The organism is bacterium (assembly GCA_024742285.1).
In the GTDB taxonomy this organism is placed as follows: domain Bacteria; phylum Myxococcota_A; class UBA9160; order UBA9160; family UBA4427; genus UBA4427.
This window is the reverse complement of record JANSYR010000010.1, coordinates 73,758-94,137: the sequence shown is the minus strand read 5'-3', so window position 1 is coordinate 94,137 and position 20,380 is coordinate 73,758. Positions and strand designations below refer to the sequence as shown.

Annotated in this window: 21 protein-coding genes; 14 read left to right on the top strand and 7 right to left on the bottom strand. The window is 69.6% G+C overall.

Annotated features, from left to right (window positions below; genetic code table 11):
• Window position 1 precedes the first annotated feature (1 nt).
• Window positions 2-1,498 (top strand): AMP-binding protein, encoded by a 1,497-nt coding sequence (locus NXI30_18205; protein MCR9096163.1) that lies wholly within the window; start codon window positions 2-4, stop codon window positions 1,496-1,498.
• 35 nt (window positions 1,499-1,533) lie between these two features.
• Here NXI30_18205 and NXI30_18200 read toward each other — a convergent pair whose 3' ends face one another.
• Entirely contained in the window at window positions 1,534-2,151 is a 618-nt protein-coding gene (locus NXI30_18200) for a hypothetical protein (protein ID MCR9096162.1), read from the bottom strand.
• A 113-nt stretch (window positions 2,152-2,264) separates the two neighbouring features.
• Between NXI30_18200 and NXI30_18195 the strand changes: the two genes are divergently transcribed.
• Together NXI30_18195 and NXI30_18190 are read left to right on the top strand one after the other, a co-directional pair.
• Window positions 2,265-2,648 carry a DoxX family protein gene (locus NXI30_18195; protein MCR9096161.1) on the top strand — a complete coding sequence of 128 codons (384 nt, stop codon included), beginning with the start codon at window positions 2,265-2,267 and terminating at the stop codon, window positions 2,646-2,648.
• 10 nt (window positions 2,649-2,658) lie between these two features.
• Window positions 2,659-3,135: a cell wall hydrolase gene (locus NXI30_18190; GenBank protein MCR9096160.1), complete on the top strand. Its 477-nt coding sequence runs from the start codon at window positions 2,659-2,661 to the stop codon at window positions 3,133-3,135.
• Window positions 3,136-3,165: 30 nt separating this feature from the next.
• On the opposite strand, the gene NXI30_18185 is transcribed toward NXI30_18190, so the two are convergent.
• Genes NXI30_18185 through NXI30_18175 form a run of 3 tightly spaced genes read right to left on the bottom strand, consistent with a single transcriptional unit; the run spans window position 3,166 to window position 6,334 of the window.
• On the bottom strand, window positions 3,166-4,302 hold the full coding sequence (locus NXI30_18185) for a sodium ion-translocating decarboxylase subunit beta (GenBank protein ID MCR9096159.1): 1,137 nt from the start codon (window positions 4,300-4,302) through the stop codon (window positions 3,166-3,168).
• Window positions 4,302-6,083: a biotin attachment protein gene (locus tag NXI30_18180; GenBank protein MCR9096158.1), complete on the bottom strand. Its 1,782-nt coding sequence runs from the start codon at window positions 6,081-6,083 to the stop codon at window positions 4,302-4,304. Before NXI30_18180 ends, NXI30_18185 begins: the two co-directional genes overlap by 1 nt.
• Window positions 6,084-6,106: 23 nt before the next feature.
• Window positions 6,107-6,334 carry an OadG family protein gene (locus NXI30_18175; protein MCR9096157.1) on the bottom strand — a complete coding sequence of 76 codons (228 nt, stop codon included), beginning with the start codon at window positions 6,332-6,334 and terminating at the stop codon, window positions 6,107-6,109.
• A 246-nt stretch (window positions 6,335-6,580) separates the two neighbouring features.
• Here NXI30_18175 and NXI30_18170 point away from each other — a divergent pair, with 246 nt between their 5' ends.
• Window positions 6,581-7,627: an aldo/keto reductase gene (locus NXI30_18170; protein ID MCR9096156.1), complete on the top strand. Its 1,047-nt coding sequence runs from the start codon at window positions 6,581-6,583 to the stop codon at window positions 7,625-7,627.
• Between the two features lie 28 nt (window positions 7,628-7,655).
• Here the strand turns inward: NXI30_18170 and NXI30_18165 are convergent, their stop codons facing one another.
• Window positions 7,656-8,141 carry a nitroreductase family deazaflavin-dependent oxidoreductase gene (locus tag NXI30_18165; protein MCR9096155.1) on the bottom strand — a complete coding sequence of 162 codons (486 nt, stop codon included), beginning with the start codon at window positions 8,139-8,141 and terminating at the stop codon, window positions 7,656-7,658.
• Window positions 8,142-8,254: 113 nt separating this feature from the next.
• Here NXI30_18165 and NXI30_18160 point away from each other — a divergent pair, with 113 nt between their 5' ends.
• Entirely contained in the window at window positions 8,255-9,484 is a 1,230-nt protein-coding gene (locus NXI30_18160; GenBank protein MCR9096154.1) for a cytochrome P450, read from the top strand.
• On the opposite strand, the gene NXI30_18155 is transcribed toward NXI30_18160, so the two are convergent.
• A complete protein-coding gene (locus NXI30_18155) occupies window positions 9,481-10,932 on the bottom strand; it encodes an FAD-dependent oxidoreductase (GenBank protein ID MCR9096153.1) in 1,452 nt (483 codons plus the stop codon). The genes NXI30_18160 and NXI30_18155 overlap by 4 nt on opposite strands.
• Window positions 10,933-11,175: 243 nt before the next feature.
• Between NXI30_18155 and NXI30_18150 the strand changes: the two genes are divergently transcribed.
• From NXI30_18150 to NXI30_18110, 9 genes are all read left to right on the top strand, one after another.
• The gene (locus tag NXI30_18150) at window positions 11,176-11,589 is read left to right on the top strand and encodes an OB-fold domain-containing protein (GenBank protein ID MCR9096152.1); all 414 of its coding nucleotides are present in this window, start codon (window positions 11,176-11,178) and stop codon (window positions 11,587-11,589) included.
• Between the two features lie 167 nt (window positions 11,590-11,756).
• Window positions 11,757-12,917: a thiolase family protein gene (locus tag NXI30_18145; GenBank protein MCR9096151.1), complete on the top strand. Its 1,161-nt coding sequence runs from the start codon at window positions 11,757-11,759 to the stop codon at window positions 12,915-12,917.
• 140 nt (window positions 12,918-13,057) lie between these two features.
• Window positions 13,058-13,993: a hypothetical protein gene (locus NXI30_18140; GenBank protein ID MCR9096150.1), complete on the top strand. Its 936-nt coding sequence runs from the start codon at window positions 13,058-13,060 to the stop codon at window positions 13,991-13,993.
• A 7-nt stretch (window positions 13,994-14,000) separates the two neighbouring features.
• Window positions 14,001-15,203 carry a thiolase family protein gene (locus NXI30_18135; GenBank protein MCR9096149.1) on the top strand — a complete coding sequence of 401 codons (1,203 nt, stop codon included), beginning with the start codon at window positions 14,001-14,003 and terminating at the stop codon, window positions 15,201-15,203.
• A 10-nt stretch (window positions 15,204-15,213) separates the two neighbouring features.
• On the top strand, window positions 15,214-15,654 hold the full coding sequence (locus tag NXI30_18130; protein MCR9096148.1) for a Zn-ribbon domain-containing OB-fold protein: 441 nt from the start codon (window positions 15,214-15,216) through the stop codon (window positions 15,652-15,654).
• Window positions 15,651-16,082 carry a nuclear transport factor 2 family protein gene (locus NXI30_18125; GenBank protein MCR9096147.1) on the top strand — a complete coding sequence of 144 codons (432 nt, stop codon included), beginning with the start codon at window positions 15,651-15,653 and terminating at the stop codon, window positions 16,080-16,082. Before NXI30_18130 ends, NXI30_18125 begins: the two co-directional genes overlap by 4 nt.
• 146 nt (window positions 16,083-16,228) lie before the next feature.
• Window positions 16,229-17,911, top strand: coding sequence for an acyl--CoA ligase (locus NXI30_18120; GenBank protein MCR9096146.1), 1,683 nt, complete (start codon window positions 16,229-16,231; stop codon window positions 17,909-17,911).
• Between the two features lie 54 nt (window positions 17,912-17,965).
• Window positions 17,966-18,661 carry a hypothetical protein gene (locus NXI30_18115; GenBank protein ID MCR9096145.1) on the top strand — a complete coding sequence of 232 codons (696 nt, stop codon included), beginning with the start codon at window positions 17,966-17,968 and terminating at the stop codon, window positions 18,659-18,661.
• The gene (locus NXI30_18110) at window positions 18,595-19,359 is read left to right on the top strand and encodes a DsbA family protein (protein MCR9096144.1); all 765 of its coding nucleotides are present in this window, start codon (window positions 18,595-18,597) and stop codon (window positions 19,357-19,359) included. Before NXI30_18115 ends, NXI30_18110 begins: the two co-directional genes overlap by 67 nt.
• Here NXI30_18110 and NXI30_18105 read toward each other — a convergent pair.
• Window positions 19,356-20,306 carry an LLM class flavin-dependent oxidoreductase gene (locus tag NXI30_18105; GenBank protein ID MCR9096143.1) on the bottom strand — a complete coding sequence of 317 codons (951 nt, stop codon included), beginning with the start codon at window positions 20,304-20,306 and terminating at the stop codon, window positions 19,356-19,358. The genes NXI30_18110 and NXI30_18105 overlap by 4 nt on opposite strands.
• Window positions 20,307-20,380 lie beyond the last annotated feature (74 nt).

Here is a 20,380-nt window from a genome sequence, read left to right as displayed (position 1 = left end):
CGTGCCCACCCCGATCCACACCGTTCGCAATGCCTCTGCCCTCGCCGGCGCCGCCCGCTTCTCCCGCGCGCTCGACGCCGCGGGGGTCCCCACCCGAGGCGCCGTCGCCTGTCTCTCGGCGAATACGCCGGAGACGCTCTTCACCTACCGCGGGACGACCTGGTCCGGACGTCGCTACACGCCACTCTCTGGACGCTGGCAGGCCGACGACGTCGACTACGTGGTCGGCAACTGCGAGGCCGACGCCTTCGTCGTCGACGCGCGCTACGGCGACCTCGTCGGCGACGCCGCCGAGCGGATCGATCCGAGCCGTCGCTTCGCGATCGGCGGCACGATCCCGGGCTTCCGTCCCTGGTCCGACGTGGCGGCCTTGTCGGGGGACGCCTACGAACATCCCCTCGCCGGCGAGAACATGCTCTACACGTCCGGCACCACGGGTCGACCCAAGGGTGTCCTGCGGGCGAGCGCGAGCGACGGGCCACCGCCGACGCTGACCGCCGCCGCGGGCGCCGCGATGATGCAGGCCTTCCTTCCGGTAGGCGCCAAGGACGGCGTCCATCTCGTCGCGGCGCCGCTCTATCACGCCGGACCGAACACCTACTGCGACGGCGCCCTGGTCCTCGGCGCGGACGTGGTCCTGATGGAGAAGTTCGACCCCGAGGCGTTCCTCGCGACCGTCGAAGAGACGCGCGCGACGTCGACGTTCCTCGTCCCGACCCACTTCGTGCGCCTGCTCCGCCTGCCCGAAGAGATCCGCCGACGCTACGACGTGTCTTCCCTCCGCCTCGTCTGCCACGGGTCGGCGCCGGTCTCCGTGCCGGTGAAGCGCGCGATGATCGAGTGGTGGGGGCCCGTCCTCTACGAGTTCTACGGGGGCACGGAAGGTGGCGGCGCGATGATCGGTCCCGAGGAGTGGCTCACGAAGCCGGGCTCCGTCGGCAAGCCACGACCCGACGTCGAGATGGCGATCCTCGACGAAGCCGGCGAGGCGGTCGCGGCGAACGTCGAGGGAACCGTCGCCTTCGCCCTCGACGAGTCGCCCTTCGAGTACAAGGACGACGCCGAGAAGACCGCGGAAGGACGCGTGAAGCCCGGCTGGTTCACGATGGGCGACATCGGCTTCGTCGACGAGGACGGCTACCTCTTCCTCTGCGACCGCCGCGCCGACGTGATCATCTCCGGCGGCGTGAACATCTACCCCGCCCAGATCGAGAGCGTGCTCCTCGAGCGGCCGGAGATCGCCGACTGCTGCGTCGTCGGGGCGCCCAACGAAGAGTGGGGCGAAGAGGTCCGCGCCGTCGTCCAGCTCGTCGACGGCCTTACCGAAGACGAGGACGCCGTCGCGGCGATCCTCGACCACTGCCGCGCGCATCTCTCCGGCTACCAGGTGCCCCGCGCCGTCGACTTCGACGCCGCGCTTCCGCGGACGGAGACCGGCAAGCTCGCGCGGCGGACGATCCGCGCGCGCTACTGGGCGGGTCGCGAGTCGCGGGTCTAGTCGCCCGCCCGGCGAGTCGGCGCGGCGCGGCGCGATCAGTCGTCCTCGCAGCCCTCGGGCTCGGGATCGGGGGAAGCGCCGAGGTCCTCTTCGCCGAAGGCACCGAACTCGACCGACGACGTCGAGTCCCAGCCCTCGGCCGGGATCGTCGGCGAGAGGTCGAGGGCGGGGACGGCCGGGGGATCGGCGGCAGCGGGATCGAGCGTGATTTCGCCGACGCTGGACACGACCACCGCGCCCAGCGTGACGCGGGCGTCCGACACGGCGACCCGCTCGGCCGGGACGACGTGCGGAACGGGCCGCGGCTCGAAGCTCGCCACGAAGGCGTCGCTCCCGATCTCCGCATCGGAGCAGGCGAGCGCGGAGGCGGCCAGCGCCGCGCCCGCCACCGCCGCCGAGCGTCGCGCAAGGGGGTGATCACGCGCGAGGATCGTCCCGTCCGGGAGGCGCGCCAGACGGACGCAGACCTCCTCCGCGGAGTCGAGCAGGGTCTCCACCTCCGCGCCGCTCATCGCCTCGACGTCGTGCACCGTCTTCCGACAGTGACCACAGAAGGATCCGCCGGGATCGCGTCCTTCCGCGGCCCAATCGACCGGGCAAGGGCGGGAGATGCGGAGACGGGGGTCGGGTCGATCGGGATCGTCTTCGGGCATGGGCGCTTCCTCGAACCTCCCTCTGCGACGACGCTCGAGCGCCTGCGGTTCCGTGGCCAGTGCGGGGAAGCGGCGCCATCGACGCGACCGTCGAAATGGGAAATGCTCTCGCCGTGCACCGCTTCAGACGTCCGCTTCTCTACCTCTTGTCGCTCCAGCTCTGTACGGCCGGGTTCATGCACCTGCTGGTGCCCGACTTCTTCGTGGCGATCGTGCCGGCGAAGCTCCCGAATCCGGAATGGCTGAACGTGATCTCCGGCCTCTTCGAGATCGTGATCGGGGTCTACCTCCTCGAGCCCAGAACGCGCGTACTCGCCGCCTGGGGCGCGATCGCCCTCGCGATCGCGGTCTTCCCCGCGAACGTGAACATGCTGATCGAGAACATCGGGCCCGAGGGCCCGGGTACCGGCAACCCGATCGCGAACTGGATTCGCATGCCCTTCCAGGGACTCTTCATCCTCTGGGCGTGGTGGTTCACGCAGCCGGATCCGGAGTAGCGTTTCGCCGATGCGCTTCCGGATCCGAAGGCTCCTCGTCGCCCTCTCGGCGCTCGGCTGGCTCACGCCCGCCGCGCCGGCTCGCGCCGAGCTCGTCCCGATCGATGCGCGCCAGGCCGAGTGTCTCGCCCTCGCGATGTACTTCGAAGCGCGAGCCGAAGGTCGAGAAGGCATGCGCGCGGTCGGGCACGTGATCCTCAACCGGCGAGACGATGCGCGCTTTCCCGCGAGCGTCTGCGGCGTCGTCCGTCAGGGCGGCGAAGGTCGCGGCTGCCAGTTCTCCTGGTACTGCGACGGTCGCAGCGACATCCCGACCCATCGCCGCGCCTGGCGCTCCGCGGGCGCCCTCGCCTATCAGCTCCTCGCCGACCGCCTGGAAGACACCACCGGCGGCGCGCTCTTCTACCACGCGACCTGGATCGAGGTGCCCTGGAAGCGGCCTCGGGAGAAGACGCGCGTGATCGGGAACCACGCGTTCTACCGGTAGACTCGACCCGAGCCGTCTCCGTCGCGTGCCCTACTTCGTCAACGCGAGGAGCACCCCGGCCGCGACGGCGGATCCGAGCACGCCGGCGACGTTCGGCCCCATCGCGTGCATGAGCAGCACGTTGTGCGGATTCGCTTCCTGACCGACCCGGCTGACGACGCGGGCCGCCATCGGAACCGCCGAGACGCCAGCCGCCCCGATCAGCGGATTGATCGGATCCCGCGACAGGGCGTTCATCAGCTTGGCCAGCAAGACGCCCGACGCCGTCCCGATCGCGAACGCGATCAACCCGAGGGCGAGGATCCCGAGCGTCTCCGCGGTCAGGAACTTGTCCGCCGCGAGCTTCGAACCGACGGCCAGGCCGAGCAGGATCGTCACGATGTTGATCAGCTCGTTCTTGGCCGCGCCGGCGAGTCGATCGACGGCGCCACATTCGTTCAACAGATTGCCGAACATGAGCGCGCCGACCAGGGGCGTCGCGTCCGGGATCAGCAACGCGCACAGGATCACGACGGTGATCGGGAACACGATCCGCTCCGCCTTCCGAACCGGGCGGAGCTGGGCCATGCCGATTCGTCGCTCTTCCTCGGTCGTGAGCAGGCGCATGATCGGCGGCTGGATGATCGGGACCAGAGCCATGTAGGAGTAGGCGGCGATCGCGATCGCACCCAGGAGATCCGGGGCGAGGCGGCCGGCGAGGAAGATGGCAGTCGGCCCGTCGGCGCCACCGATGATGCCGATCGCCGCCGCGTCGCCGAGATCGAAGTCGATGCCGTCGACGAAGCTCGAGAGCGCGATCGCGCCGAGCACGGTCGAGAAGATCCCGAACTGGGCGGCCGCGCCGAGGAGCGCGGTCCTCGGACGGGCGAGGAGCGGTCCGAAGTCGGTCAGGGCCCCGACGCCCATGAAGATGAGGAGCGGGAAGAGCCCGTTCGCGATGCCATTCGCGTAGATGATCCCGAGGAAGCCCTCCGGCCCGGCGATGTCGGCGACGGGGACGTTGGCGAGCAGGCCCCCGAAACCGATCGGGACGAGGAGCAGGGGTTCGAAGCCCCGTCGGATCCCGAGATAGAGCAGGACCAGACAGACGGGGAACATCACGAGCTGACCGAACCCGGCGGAGTTCGCGATCCCGGTCGCGGCCCAGACCTCGGCAAAGGTCTCCATCAGGCGAGCTCCACGAGTCCGTCACCGACGGCCACGGTCTGATCCTTCTCGACGAGCATCCGCGCCACGCGGCCTGCCCGCGGCGCCTTGACTTCGATCTCCATCTTGAGGGCCTCGAGGACGATCAGGACCTCTCCCTCCGCGACCTCTTCGCCCTCGTCGGCGACGAGGCGCAGGACCTGTCCCGCGAGCTCGGCCGCGATGACGCTGCCCGCCGCGCCGCCCGCCTTCCCGGGTTGCGTCGACGAAGCATCCGCGATCGCGTAGTGCACGACCCGACCGTTCACGGTGGCGTGGCCGTTCTCGAACGCGACGTCGTAGCGCCGGCCTCCGATGTCGACGGCGTAGGCGGTCGGGGCTTCGCCCGAAGCTTCGGCCGCCTCGGGCTGGACCTTCCGCACGCCGTCGGGTCGCTCCCCTTCGAGGAACGCGAGGCCCTTGTCGCCGAGCGCAGAGGCGATGAAGATCGATTCGTCGGTGATGTCGAGCCCGCGTTCTTCGAGCGCCGCGCGCGCCGCCGGGATGCCCTTCGTGGGATCCTCGTCGTTGATCTCGCGCGGATCGCGGGTCGTCGGCTCGAGGCCGAGCTGTTCGCTCGCCAGCTCGACCACGTCCGGATCCGGCGGGACCGGGGTCTTCCCGAAGTAGCCGAGGACCATCTTGCCGTACCCCTCGGCGATCCGCGCCCAGGGCCCGAGGACGACGTTGTTGTAGGCCTGCTGGAAGTAGAACTGGGAGACCGGCGTGACCGACGTCCCGAAGCCGCCCTTCTTGACGGCTTCCGTCATCGCCTGGATCACCTGCGGAAACTGATGAAGGGTGCCTGCGTCCCGCATCATCTGGGTGTTCGCCGTGAGGGCGCCGCCCGGCATCGGTGCATACGGGATCAACGGCTCGACCGCGGTCGCCTCCGGCGGCACGAAGTAGTCCTTCATGCTGTCCTTGAAGACCGCCTCCGCCTCGCGAACCCGGTCGACGTCGATCTCGTCCTCGTCGTTCCCGAGCACGTAGTCGGTCCCGCGAAGCGCGTGCCACATCACGATGAAGTCGGGCTGGGACGTGCCGCCGGAGACCGGCGCGAGCGCCAGATCGATGCCGTCGGCGCCGGCATCGAGGGCCGCGATGTACGCGCTGACGGAGACGCCCGCCGTCTCGTGGGTGTGGAGCCGGATGTGGACGTCGTCCCCGAGGCGCTGCCGGGCGAGCTTGATCGTGTCGTAGACCTTCGACGGCACGGCCGTGCCCGAGGCGTCCTTGAAGCAGACCGAGTCGAAGGGGACGCCGTCGTCGAGGATTGCCTCGAGGGTCTCCATGTAGAACTCGGGCGTGTGCGCGCCGGAGCACCCTGGCGGCAGCTCCATCAGCGCGATCACGACTTCGTGCCTGAGTCCGGCCTCCGTGATGCAACGCCCGGAGTACGACAAATTTCGCACGTCGTTCAGCGCATCGAAGTTCCGGATCGTCGTCATCCCGTGCTTCTCGAACATGCGCGCGTGGAGATCGATGATGTCCGAGCTCTGGGAGTCGAGGCTCACGACCGAGACGCCGCGGGCGAGGGTCTGCAGATTGGCGTCGGGACCGGCCGTCGCCCGGAACGCGTCCATCATGTCGAACGCGTCTTCCTGGCAGTAGAGGTAGAGCGACTGGTACCGCGCCCCGCCCCCCGCCTCGAAATGCGTGAAGCCCGCTTCGACCGAGGCTTCCAGCGCAGGCAGGAAATCCGCCGTCTTGACCCGCGCGCCGTACACGGACTGGAAGCCGTCCCGGAAAGCGGTGTTCATGACGTTGATCAGCTTCTTCTGGCTCACGCCGACGCTCCCCGGCCGAGTCGCCGCGCGTGCGCGATCGCGATCGCCAGCGCGACTTCGTCGTCGTCCGCCGGCGGCGCTTCCCCGGACGCCTCGTCCGCGAAGCGGCCCGAGAACGCCCGGAAAAAGGCGGCCTGGGCGGCCATCAAGGCGACGAGAACCGTCAGGAAGCCGAAGACGGTGACCATTCCGATCGCCATCAGTCGGATGCCATCGGCGAGCATGCGACATCCCCTCCACAACTCGAGAACGCGCCGATCCGGAGATCGCGCGCTGGATCGACCTCGCCGTTCCGGCCAGCGAATCGATCGACCCTGCTTCGTTGGGGGGTGATCGGGACGTCAGGACGAACAATCCCTTTCCTCCGCAAACGGAGGACGCCGTCAGTGTAGACTATTCCGAGCCGGAGCTCGCCCCGCGAACGCACGAAAGTGTCGTGCGAGGCCCCGATCCGGTCCGGAGGACCCACGATGAGCGATGCGCGATCGACCCGACGAACCTTCCTGACCGGCCTCGCGGCGATGGGACTCGCCGGCCAGACGCTGCTGAAGACCGGAGACGCCGGCGCGGCGGTCCACCTCGCGAAGAAGGCCGCGGGAAACGACACCCCGCTGGCCCACCCGGGCCATCGCCCACTCGGACGGACCGGCTTCACGGGCAGCCGGCTCGTCTTCGGATGCGGCGCCGCCCTCTCCCGGCGCCGCCGCGACGACCTCCTCGAGGCCGCGCTCGAGTCGGGGATCAACGTCTTCGACAACGGCACCCGCCGCTACTACGCCGACGCCGAGGTGAACCTCGCCCCCTTCCTCGCCCGCCACAAGGCGAAGCGCGACGAGATCTTCCTGATCTCGAAGGCGATGACCTACATCGACGTGGGGCCGAACGACGCGATCACGACGTCCCAGGCGCGCGAAGGGGCGGCGACCTGGCGCGGGCTGATGGACCAGAGCCTGCGCGAGCTCGGCGTCGACCACGTCGACGCGTACTACGTGATGGCGGCCCACAACCCGGACATCGTGAAGAGCGACGAGATGCGTAGCGCCTTCGAAGCCGCCCGCGACGCGGGCAAGGTGAAGTACTGGGGGCTCAGCACCCACCAGAACGCCCAACGCGTGCTCGAAGCCGCGATGGAGACCGGCGCCTTCCATCTGGCGCAGATCGCGATCACGCCCGCCGGCTGGTACGACTGGGCGGACAAGAACATCCTGCCGGGCAGCGCGACCATGAAGGACCTGCGCCCCTTCCTCGATCGGGTCCGCGCGTCCGGCATCGCCCTCGTCGGCATGAAGGCCGGCCGCTACCTCGCCGGGCGGAAGTTCCTCGGCTGGGGCAAGCCGACCGCCTTCGACGAGCACTACGACGACGCCGTCCTCGCGAGCGGCCTCTCGCCCTTCCAGCGGAGCTACGCCTACGTCCTGGCCCACGGCCTCGACGCGGTGAACGCCGACATGCAGAGCTTCGCCCATCTCGAGGAGAACCTCGCGGCGGCGGCCGCATCCCCGACCGCCTTTGCCTAGGACCGCTTCGGCGTAGGGCCGCGCGTCGCTACGCGGTGATCGGCGAGAGCACCATGACCGGGATCTTCCGCTCGGTCGCGCGCGCCTGGTAGGCGGCGAAGTTCGAGTACGTGGTCGCCATCGCCTCGAAGAGCTTGTCCCGCTCCTCGCCGACCGCCTCGCGCGCGACCCGGTCCTCGACGCCGGCGCGGGTCTGGACCACGACCCGCGGATCCGCCTTGAGGTTGTGGTACCAGGCGGGATGGTGGGGCGCGCCGCCCTTGGAGGCGATGATCACCATGTCGTCGCCGTGCCACATGAAGGCGAGGCTCGCCTTGCGCGGCTTGCCGGATCTCGCGCCGGTCGTGGTGATCAGGACGGTGTTCCCGGGCGGGCCCATCGAGAGACGACCCTTCGTGAGAGGGATCAGCACGGTATCGATCCGTCGACACACGACGTGGTAGAGGATCCCGCCGATCTTCGACGAGCTCGCCGCGGTTCCCCAGCGTTCGAGGGTGTCTGCGATTCCAGCCATCGGGGTGCCTCCCGCGTGATCCCCCCGACTCCTCGGGGCGGGGTCCGAGCATACGAGATTCCATGTAGAATCGCGGTTCGCCCCATTCGGAGCGCCTACGGAGAGCAGACACGATGGCCACTTCCGTCGCCCCGCCCAGCCACCCCACCGGCGCGCAGCTGACAGTCTTCGACCCGGTCTTCCGGGAGGACCCCTACCCGGTCCTCGCCGAGGTCCGTGAGAACGCACCGATCCACTACAACGCCGAGATGGGGATGTGGGTCTTCACCCGTCACGCCGACGTCCACGCGATCCTGCGCAACCCCGACTTCTGGAGCGACCCGCGCCGGGCCAACCCGGACAGCTTCTATCACAAGGCCCTCGGCGGCGACCGGGACGAGGAGCCGTCGATGCTCCTGATGGACGACCCGGGCCACCGCCGCCTCCGCGAGCTCGTGCGACACCCCTTCACGCCGCGCGCGATCGAGAAGTGGCGCGACCGCGCCCGTCTCGTCGCCCGCCGACACGTCGACGCCATCGAGGACGAGGAGTTCGACCTGATCGCCGAGGTCGCGAACCCGATCCCGACCGTCGTCATCGCCGAGCTGCTCGGCGTCGACCCGGAGCGCCACGGCCAGTTCAAGACCTGGTCCGACACGATGATCAAGACGGCGTTCACGCCCTTCGGCGCGCCGGAGGACGTCGCTGCCTCCGAGCAGGCCCGGGAAGAGATCGCCGCCTTCTTCCTCGAGGAGATCGAGAAGCGTCGTTCGACCCCCGACGAAGGCCTCGTGACGGAGATGGTCCGCGCCGAGGAATCCGGCGACAGCCTGACCGACGAAGAGATCGTGATGCAGTGCATCCTGCTGCTGCTCGCCGGCAACCTCACGACGAGCGACCTGATCGGCAATGCGGTCATGGCCCTCGCCCGCAATCCCGACCAGCAGGCGCTCCTGCGCGACGACCGTGGGCTCATGAAGAACGCCGTCGAGGAGGTCCTCCGCTACGACTCGCCCGTGACCAACTCGGGCCGGATCGCCCACGAGGACTTCGAGTTCGACGGCTTCGCCATCGAGCGGGGACAGGCCCTCGGCGTCTCCCTCGCCGCGGCGAGCCGCGACCCGGCGGTCCATCCCGATCCGGACCGCTTCGACGTCCGCCGCGAGCACATCCACCTGATGTCGTTCGGCGGTGGCCGCCACTTCTGTCTGGGCGCCCACCTCGCCCGCCTCGAGGCCGCGGAGACCCTCGACGCCCTGCTCGATCGTTTCTCGCACCTCGAGATGGGGTCCGGGCCGTACACCTACGCCATGAACGCGAGCTTCCGGGGCCTCTCGACCTTCGCGGTCCGCGGGACGCGCTAGGCGCGTGCCGTCATCGCGTGGCGCCCCGCCGCGCGGCCGAAGAACGAGCCGTCGCCGAGGGACATGCCGCTGCTGTAGCCCTGCTTGGCGACGCCGCTGGTCGTGCGCCCCGCCGCGTAGAGCCCGGGGATCGCTTCGCCCGCCCCCGTCTGCACGCGCCCGTGCGGGTCGATCCACAAGCCGCCCAGCGTGAACGCCGAGTAGACCATGTTCTCGGTCGTCAGGTCGATCACGCCGAAGGGCGGGTTCACGATCGGCGCCAGCCAGTCCGCTCGCTTGTGGAACTGCGGGTCCTCGCCCTTCGCGGCGTGCTCGTTGTAGTAGGCCACGGTCCTGACGAGGGCACCGGAAGGCATGCCGAGCTCCGCCTCGACCTCCTCGATCGTCTCCCCCGCGGCGGCGATCTCGACCGGGAAGTTCTCGGGTCGGCCGAAGTGCTCGTCGTCGACGAGCAGGTAGACCCGTCCCTCCTGGTGCAGCAGTGCGTATTCCCCGAGCCGGCCGAAATAGACGTCCTCGTTCAGGAAGCGCTGCCCCTGCTCGCTCACGCAGATCCCGAAGCGCAGGTCGTTCGGCGGGAAGACCGCGAGGCTGACGTCGCCGGTCTCCATCCGAATCGCCTCGCCGCCGGCGGCGACCCCGAGCCGGATGCCCGAGCCGTCGTCGGTCTCCGTCCCGACCTTGTACTTGCACTGCTGGAGGAGGGGCGCGTAGCGGCGAAGCATGTCGTCGTTGTAGATGAAGCCGCCGGCGGTCAGCACGAGGCCCTTGCGAGCACGAACGCGCTTTCGCCCCTCCACCGTGTGGGCGATCGCGCCGACCACACGGCCGTCACTCGCCTGCACCAGGGACTCGACCCGCGTCCCGAAGGACGTCCGGACGCCCGCCGCCTCCGCCGCTGCGATCAGCTTGTTCATCAGGAGCGCGCCCTTGTCCCGGATCGTCATCGGCGCATGCCCGCGCGGCGCCGGGGTCGCGATCTCGTCGAAGGGCCAGGCGAACTCGCTGCCCGAGTAGACGAGGCCGTCGTCGGAGTGGAAGGGTTCGTGGGCCCCGGGAAAGAAGCTCTCCTTGTAGGGAACGCCCCTGGCCAGGATCCAGTCGAAGTGCGCGACGCTGCCTTCGCAGTACGCCTGGATCAAGGCCGCATCCGGCTCCGGCCCACAGGCGGCCATCATGTAGGCGTACATGTTCTCCGCGGAGTCCTCGTAGCCGAGCGCCTTCTGGAGCACGGTGCCGCCGCCGCAGTAGAGGAAGCCACCGGAGTTGATCGAGGTGCCCCCGGGACCCCCGGCGCGTTCGAGCACGAGCACGTCACCGCCCTCCCCGCGCGCTTCGAGGGCCGTACAGACACCGGCACATCCGTAGCCGACGACCACCACGTCGGCCTCGGCGTCCCACGCCGCGACGTCGCGCTCGTCCACGCGCAGCCCGCTCTCCTCGCTCATCCCGTCGTCCCTCCCCGGGGTCGCGTCGTGCCCCGCCCGGACACGGTAACAGCCCGTCCTGCCTAGGAACTTCCGGTCAATCGCTTGGCGAAGCGACCCTGGGGTGGCCTAGAGTCGAGGCTTGGGTTTCCGACCTGCGACGCGCGTTCGGGACCGCCCTGATCTCCCCCGACCCCACCCCCCATACTGGCGGCGACCGCGAACGCGGCGTCCACCGACGGGGGCGAACGACGGAGCCTCCACGTGTCCGAAGAGACTCTCACCATCAAGCCCTACCTCAAGGCGCCCGCCGGCGGCGACCCGTACCTCGAAGGCCAGAAGTGCAGCGCCTGCGGTGCGATCTCGCTCAAGAAGCGGATGGCCTGCGCGAGCTGCGGCGCGCGGGACACCGTGGCGCCGGTCAAGCTCGCCAACACCGGCAAGCTCCACTCCTTCTCGATCATCCACCGGGCCTTCCCGGGAATCGAGGTGCCCTTCGTCTCCGCGATCGCCGATCTCGACGGCGGCGGCACGATCAAGACCAACCTGGTCGGCATCGAGCCCGACCCGGACAAGATCACCCTCGGCATGGACGTCACGGTCGACTTCCAGACCGCGCCCCGCAAGGACGCCGAAGGCAACGAGTACCTGACGTTCGTGCTCAAGCCTGCCGCTTAGCGGCGGGCTCGAGCACGAACTTCGTGCGCTACGCGCACGACAGGTTCGACTCTTTACCCACGTCGAATACGCTGGCGCGTATTCGACCCCAGTCCGAGTCACGACGGACCGCCTGAAGAATTCGACCTCCGCGGCAAGTCAGCGCGGACGGCAAAGGAGCTGAAACCATGGGCAGCGAAGACGTCTACATCACTGGCATCGACATGATCAAGTTCGGCAAGTTCCTCGACCGCTCGATCGCGAGCCTTGGGGCCGAGGCCGCGCTCGGCGCGATGGACGACGCCGGCGTCACGATCAACGACATCCAGGCGCTCTACAGCGGCAACCTGATGGCCGCGGCCGGCATGGTCGGCCAGCAGATCCAGGAAGAGATCGGCCAGACCGGCATCCCGGCGATCAACGTGTCGAACGCCTGCGCGACGGGCGCCACGGCGCTGCGCGAGGGCTACATCGCCATTCGCGCCGGCATCTACGACACGGTCCTCGCGGTCGGCGTCGAGAAGCTCGCCGGCGCGGGCATGCTCGGCGGTGGCGGCGGTGCGCCGAAGGGGCTGCACCCGGAAGGCCTGCTCGGTTCGGGCTCGATGCCCTGTGTCTTCGCCGAGGCCGGCATGGCCCACGCGAAGGAGTACGGCACGACCTTCGAGCAGTTCGCGATGGTGTCGGTCAAGAACCACCACCACTCGACCATGAACCCGAAGGCGCGGTACCAGATCGAGACCCCGCTCGAAGAGGTCATGAACGCGGAGATGATCTCGTACCCGAACACGAAGCTCATGTGCTCGGCCAACGTGGACGGCTCCGCCGCGGCGGTCCTCATGTCCGAGAAGGAGATGAAACGACGCGGCCTCCAGGGCCAGGCGGTCAAGATCCGGGCTTCGGTGCTCACGACCGACCCGTGGACGGACCGCGACGAGGTCATGCCCGACGTGAACACCTGCACGCGGAACGCCGCCTCGCAGGCCTACGAGATGGCGGGTGTCGGCCCGGAGGATCTCGACCTCGTCGAGCTCCACGACTGCTTCGCGACGGCGGAGGTCCTCCACTACGAGAACCTGCAGCTCTGTGGCGACGGGGAAGCCGGCAAGCTCATCGACGAGAAGCAGACCTGGATCGGCGGCCGCATTCCGGTGAACCTGTCCGGCGGCCTGCTGTCGAAGGGCCACCCGATCGGCGCGACGGGGATCGCGAACCAGTACGAGATCGCGATGCACCTTCGCGGCCAGGCCGGCAAGCGCCAGGTCGAGGGCGCGAAGATCGGCCTCGCTCACGTGATCGGCCTCGGCACCTGCTGCGGAATTCATATCTTGGAGGGACCGTCGGCCTAGCTGAGGGTCGGTTCTGGCCAACCGGCGATGGGTGAGCCGTCATTCATCGGGAGCGCGTGGCCAGGGCGATGACGATCGATGGGGGTCGGCGGGCGTGAGCTCGCCGGCCCCTTCGTCTTTCCGGAGCGGGATGGAGCGAGATGGAGCGGGAATTCAGCGACGAAGAGCTTCGCGTGCTCGGGCTGCGGTCCGTCGACGCGCTGGCGGAGGCGCTCGAAGCGGGCGACCGGGTGGCGGCGCTCGGCTTCGTGAAGCGCCTGCGACGGGAAGTGCTCTCGATGATCCGGAACTACGCGGGCTGGGAGGAGACCCTGCTCTCCTGGGTCGACCGGACGCTCGGAGGCCACGACCGCCATGAGGTCCTCGCGGCGATCGAGGATTTCGTCGCCGCCCCGGAGCGCGGTGGCGACGGATCGGATCCGGTCCCGCGCTGGAAGGACGAGGCGGCGGCGATCGACGCAGCGATCGCCGCAGGTGAGAACGACGCGGCCCTGCTCCGGGCCCGCGCGCTCCACGACGAGGCCCTCGTCCGACACGACCGTGGCATGTCGCGCGTCTCGGCGATCCTCTCGTGGATCGGCCGAAACGCCGGGATCCCGGGAATCGAGGCCGCGCTCGGCGAAGCGATGTCCGGCGACATGATCGGGAACGCATCCTTCCGCGAGCGGGCGGAGGCGCTGACCCACTTCACGCGGGTCCATCTCCAGCCCGTGCCGCTCGAGGAAGACGACGAGAAGCTGACCTTCGCCTGCACGCGCTGCCCGAGCGGCGGTCGCATGATCGCCGCGGGGCACTACGCCACACCGCGCAACGACCTGGTCGTGCGGGGACCCCATCCGCTCACGTACGGGCGCGACGAGATCCCGGTCTACTGCTGTCACGAGCCGATCATGGAGATCGATTCGATCCGCCAGACCGGCGCGCCGCTCTTCGTCGTGGAGCCCGCCGAGCGCCTTGGCTTCGAGACCTGCAAGACCTATCTCTACAAGCGGCCCGAGGACGTGCCGGCGAAGTACTACGCGCGGCTCGGCCTCGAGAAGCCCGGGCCAGGGAAAGCGCACGGACGAGGGGAGTAGAACGGGCATGGGACTGAAGGGAGAGGCCGCGATCATGGGCGTCGCGGACTGGAAGCCCGAGCGGAAGTTCTCGGGTCGACGGGCGCCGATGGTCGAGCAGTGGGCGGAGCTCGCCCGCGAGGCGCTCGCCGACGCGGAGATCGACGCCGCCGAGGTCGACGGCCTCGTCACGCCGATGATCACCGAAGCCCGCGGCTTCGTTCCGGCGACGGTCGCGGAGTACCTCGGCCTCGAGGTGAACTTCGCCGAGAAGGTCGACCTCGGCGGGGCGAACGCCGTCGGGATGGTCTGGCGGGCCGCCGCGGCGATCGAGCTCGGGCTCTGCAACGTCGTGCTCTGCGCGATCCCCGCACGACCGATCCCGCACGATCCGCGCCCCGGCCAGCCCTTCGACGACCGGATCATCTACGGCGCCAGCTCGAACTCCCACGGCTCGCCCCAGGCGGAGTTCGAGATCCCGTACGGCCACCTGGCCCAGAACGCGGGCTACTCGATGATCGCCCAGCGCTATCGCGCGGTGCACGGCTACGACGAGCGCGCGATGGCGAAGATCGCCGTCGACCAGCGGACGAACGCCTGCGCCCATCCGGACGCGGTCTTCCACGGCCAACCGATCACCGAAGACGACGTGCTCGCGAGCCGCATGATCGCCGACCCGCTCCACCTGCTCGAGATCGTGATGCCCGTCGCCGGCGGTCATGCCCTGGTGGTCGCCCGACGGGACCGAACGACGAGCCCGGCCCATCGACCGGTCGTCATCGCGGGGTGCGGCGAGCGATTGACGGTCAAGTCACCACCCAATGCGCGCGACCTGCTCGAGACGCCGGTCGGGGTCGCCTCCGAGCTCGCCTTCTCGATGGCCGGCGTGTCGCGCGACGAAATCGATCTCGCCTGCGTCTACGACTGCTACACGATCACGGCCCTGCTGACCCTCGAAGACGCCGGCTTCTGCAAGAAGGGCCAGGGACTCGCGTTCGTGCGCGACCACGACCTGACCTTCTCGGGCGACTTCCCGCTGAATACCCACGGCGGGCAGCTCTCGTATGGGCAGGCGGGCGGCGCCGGAGGCATGTCCCAGGTGAACGAAGCCGTCCATCAGCTGCGCCACGAGGCCGGCGATCGACAGGTCGCGAACTGCGAGACCGCCTTCGTGTCCGGCACCGGCGGCGTGATGAGCGAGCAGTCCGCGCTCATCCTGCGCGGCGGTTGAGGAGGAAGACATGGCGAATCCCTTCGAGGGCGTTCCGAAGCCCCTTCCCGTCGCGACCGAGACCTCGGCGCCCTTCTGGGCCGGGCTCCGCGACGGCGAGGTCCGGATCCAGCGTTGTACCGACTGCGGCCGCTGGATCTTCTACCCACGCTCGAACTGCCCGGGCTGCCTCTCGAACGCCCTCGCGTGGGAGACGGTGTCCGGGCGCGGCGTCGTCCATACGTTCACCGTGGCCCACCAGCCGACCAATCCCCTCTTCTCGGACGAGACACCCCAGAAGCTCGTGATCGTCGAGCTCGAAGAGGGCGTGCACATGGCGTCGACGCTCGTCGACGTCCAGCCCGAGGCGATCGAGATCGGGATGGCGGTCGAGCCCGTCTTCGAGGCGACCGACGGCGGCGAGGGAACGCTGCTGCGCTTCCGACCTGCCCGTTCCGGAGACGACCGATGAGCGACGCCGCAGACGACCGATTCGCGATCATCGCGACCCTCGACCGCTACGCCGAATGCCTGGACCAGCGGGACTGGCCGGGCCTGGCCGACGTCTTCACCGACGACGTCGAGATCGACTGGGTCGAGTGGCAGCAGCAGGGACGGGACGCGGCCACGACGTCGATCCGCAGCTACCTCGACGGCTGCGGTCCGAGCCAGCACCTGCTCGGCAACTACCGGATCGAGCTCGACGGCGACACCGCCCGGAGCCGGCACTACTGCCGGGTCATGCACATGGGCAAGGGCGAGCACGCGGGCAAGACCTACGAGAGCTGGATCGAATACAAAGACGAGCTGATCCGGACGCCGGCGGGCTGGCGCTCCCGGCGGCGGGTCTGCCGCGCGATGATGGAGCAGGGAGACCGCTCGGTCCTGGGCCCCGGCTGAGCCCCGGACACCCGCTCGCTACCCTGCGAGCACACGGCGAGCTACCCATCCGCTCCCGCCCGGGGATCTCATCCCTGCCCATCGAGTTCGCGCCCTCCCGGAACGTGAGCCCATCGACCGCTCCCCGCGATCAGGAGTCCTTTCGAATGTCCAGCGACGCCCCCGCCCTGCTCTCCCTCGAAGAGGCCGAAGCGCGCCTCCTCGCCCCCGGCAGCCCCTTCGAGCTCGCCGAGGAGGAAGTCCTCGGGGAGACGATGCAGGTCTACAAGAATCGCGCGAAGTCACTTCGGGAGCTGCTGCAGGCCTCCGCCGCCCACGGCGACAAGGACTACATGGTCTTCGCCGACGGCCGCCGATGGACCTACGACGACCACCTCGCCGACGTCGCGAGCGTCGCGGCCGCGTTCCGCGAGCGCTACGGGATCGGCAAGGGCGACCACGTCGCGATCCTCGCGGCCAACGCCCCGGAGTGGATCCTCACCTACTGGGCCACGGTCTCCCTCGGTGGCGTCGTCATCTCGATGAACGGCTGGTGGCAGGGCGACGAGATCCGCTACGGCCTCGACCTGGCGAAGCCGAAGCTCCTGCTCGTCGACGAACGTCGGAAGGAGCGTCTCGCCGAAATGGAGGGCGAGCCCGGCATGCCCGTCGTCTCCTTCGAGCAGGACTTCGAGACGATCCGGACCTTCGCGCCGGACGCCGCCCTGCCGGACACGCCGATCGCGGAGGACGATCCCTGCCTGCTCCTCTTCACGTCGGGCACGACCGGCCGGCCGAAGGGCGCGCTCGTCTCCCACCGGACGCTGGTCGCCTTCACGATGTCGAGCTTCTTCATCGGCGCGCGGCGCATGATGACCGAGCCGCCGGCGGGAAGTCCCGGTGCGGTTCTGGCGCCCTTCCCGCTCTTCCACCTCTCGGGCACGATGGGCAGCACGACAGCGACCCTGGCCGGCGGCGGCACGAGCGTCTGGCCCATGGGCCGTTTCGACCCGGCGCGCATCATCCAGCTCTCGATCGACGAGGACATCACGAGCTGGAGCGGAGCCACGACCCACGTCTTCCGCCTGATCGACCACCCCGACATGGAGAAGCTCGACACGAGCCGTTTCTCCAGCGTCGGCGTCGGCGGGTCGGCCTCGACCCCGGAGCTCCTACGGGCGGTGGCCGAGAAGTTCCCGCAGCTCGAGGGAGCCGTGGGCTCGGGCTACGGCTCGAGCGAGACGGGCGGACTCGTGAGCTATGCGAACAACGCGATGCTCCGCGAGGCCGAGAACTGCGTCGGCCCGCCGCTCCCGACCGTGCAGATCCGGATCGTCGACGACGAGGGCAAGGACGTCCCCGACGGCGAGGCGGGACGCGTCTGCGTTCGCAGCCCGCTGGTCATGCTCGAGTACCTGAACAACCCGAAGGCGAACGAGGAGAACTTCCTCCCGGGCCGCTGGGTGGACACCGGTGACCTCGGCCGCCTGATCGATGGACGACTCCACATCGAGTCCCGGATGCGCGACATGATCATCCGCGGAGGCGAGAACATCTATCCCGCCGAGATCGAGAACCGGATCGAGCTCCACCCCGATGTCGCGGAGGTGGCCGTCCACGGCGTGGACGATCGCGAGCTCGGCCAGCGCGTGAAGGCCGTCGTCGTTCCGAACGAAGGCGCATCGCCTACCGAAGAGGCGATTCGCGACTTCTGCGCGGAAACCCTGGCCTACTTCAAGGTCCCGGAGTTCGTCGAGATCCGCCGTGAGCCGCTCCCGCGCAACGCGACCGGCAAGGTCATGAAGCATGTCCTGGAAGGCCTCGGCGAGAACACCTTCGTCGAGGAGTAGTCGAGGAACAGCCGAGGAATAGCCGAGAAGGAAAGGCGCACCGGGAGTCCGATCATGGAAGAAGCAGGCACCCGCAACGACGATTCCGCTCAGCCCGGCGCCGCCAGCCGCCAGGACACCCCCGACGCCGTTCGCATCCTCATGCGCAACGTGATGCGCGTCGTACCGAAGGTGCGCCGCGCGCGTCAGGGCGTGGCCGAGCGTCTTCGACGGCTCCGCGGTGCCCCCCACGTCGTCCATCTCTTCCACCAGGTCGACGACGCCTACAGCGAACTCGCCATCCAGGCGGCCGCCGAGCTGGCCGCTCGCTTCGAGATCGAGTTCCGCTTCCACCTGGTCGGCCAGGCGGAGAAGCTCTACGCCCCCGAGCCCGACCTGCTGGCGGCCTACGCGAGACGCGACAGCGCGAGCGTCGCCCCCCACTACGGCCTCTCCTTCCCCGCCGACGCGGACGCGCCGCCCGTGGAGCGCGTCGCCCGGGTCGAGGCCCTGCTCACCGACCTCCGCGCGGATCCGCGCTTCCTCGACGTCGCACTCGAAGCGGGCCGCGCGTTGTGGCGCGGGGACGAGGCGGGCTGGCGGAGCTCGAGGCGCGCATCCCCGCCGCGAGCGAAGCCGCCCGGCGCGCCGCCATCGAAGCGGGCAACGCGCTGCGGACGCGCTGGCGCCACTATTCCGGCGGAATGTTTCTCTACGGGGGCGAGTGGTACTGGGGCGTCGACCGCGTCTACCTCCTCGAGCGGCGCCTGAGCCGCTACGGCGCACGGCGATCCGGGAGCGACGACGCGATTCGCTTCGATCGCCCGCCGCTGGATCCGGGCACCGTCCAGAACCGGGGCCGCCTCCGCCTCGAGATCTACCCCTCCCTGCGCTCGCCCTACACCGCCGTCATCTTCGACGAGAGCATCGAGCTCGCGAGGCGCGTCGGGATTCCGGTCGAGCTCCGACCGGTCATGCCGATGGTCATGCGGGGCGTACCCGCCCCCGCCGCGAAGGGCCTCTACATCATGAGCGATGCCATCCGGGAGGCGGAGCACATCGGCGTCCCCTTCGGCGACATGTACGACCCGATCGGCGAGCCGGTCCTTCGCGGGTTCTCGCTCTGGCCCTTCGCGCGCGACGCCGGTCGCGGCGCCGAGTACCTCTCGTCGTTCCTGCGGGCCGCCTTCGCCGAAGGCCGCAAGACCGGCGACGACGCGGGGCTCCGCTTCGTGGTCGAGCGCGCCGGCCTCGACTGGGAAGCCGCCCGCGAGCATCTCGACTCCGACGCCTGGCGCGAGGAGCTCGAGACGAACCGGCAGACGATGTACGAAGAGCTCGGTCTGTGGGGCGTACCCAGCTATCGCCTCCTCGACGCGGAGGGACGGACCCTGCTCTCCGTCTGGGGGCAGGATCGGCTCTGGCTGGTGGCCGCGGAGATCCGCCGACGTCTCGGGGCCGTCGACTAACGTGTGGCGACCAGTTCCTGACGCAGGATCGGGAGGAGCTCCTCGCCGACCCGCGCGATCTGTTCGTCGACCCGCGAAGGCTCGATGCCCTTCACGTGGACGCGGAGGTTGAACGCATCCGCGCCGCCCTCGCGCGCCACGCGGAGCAGGCCCGCCGCGACCTCTTCGGCACCCTCCGCCGCGATCATCTGCTGGCCGTCGCCCCAGTGCTCCTGAGCGGCCTCCGGTGCGTAGCTCCGGTAGAAGGCCATCTGCTCGGCGACCTCCTCGGAGGGCGCCGGGCCGAGCCACACGCGACGGATCGCGATCCGCGGGCCGGAGCCGCCCGCCTCCTCGTAGGCGTCGCAGAGCGCCCGCATCCGAACCAGCGTCTGCAGCGAGTCGAAGAGGACACCCGTTCCCGCCGCCGCCGCCCGCGCGACCGCCTTCGGCCCCTGAGCGGCCGACACGACCGGAATCGGACGCTCCCGGGTGGCGGCGATCGCGGCGTCCTCCGAGAGCGGCGATTGCGCCTCGCCCCGGAGCGCCTCCGCCAGGAGCGGAAACGACGCGCGGAAGACCGCACCCCGGTCTTCGTAGTCGAGGCCCGCCATCTCGAAATCCTGGGCGAGGCCGCCGACCGCCACGCCGACGCCGACGCGCTCGGGAAAGCGCGCCGCGAGCCACGCGACCTGCTCGGCGACGTGGGACCACGCGTAGAGGGGGAGCAGCAACGGACAGGCCGCCGCCCAGATCCGATCGGTCGCCTCCAGGAGCCAGCCCGCGAGCTGCAGCGGGTTCGGCACGTAGTCGGGAAAGCCGCCGTGATGCTCGCTCGTCATCAGACCGTCCCAGCCGGCACGTTCCGCCACCCGGGCCTGGGCGAGCATCTGCTCCACCTGCTCGACCGGCGGAAGTCGGTGGGGATAGAGGCGCAGTGAGATCTGACCCGGAGCGAGCGGCGTCACGCCACGACGGTAGCCCCTCTCGCCGCGCTGCGACCCTCGTTCGCAGACATGCGCTTGGGCGGGCACCGCGGACC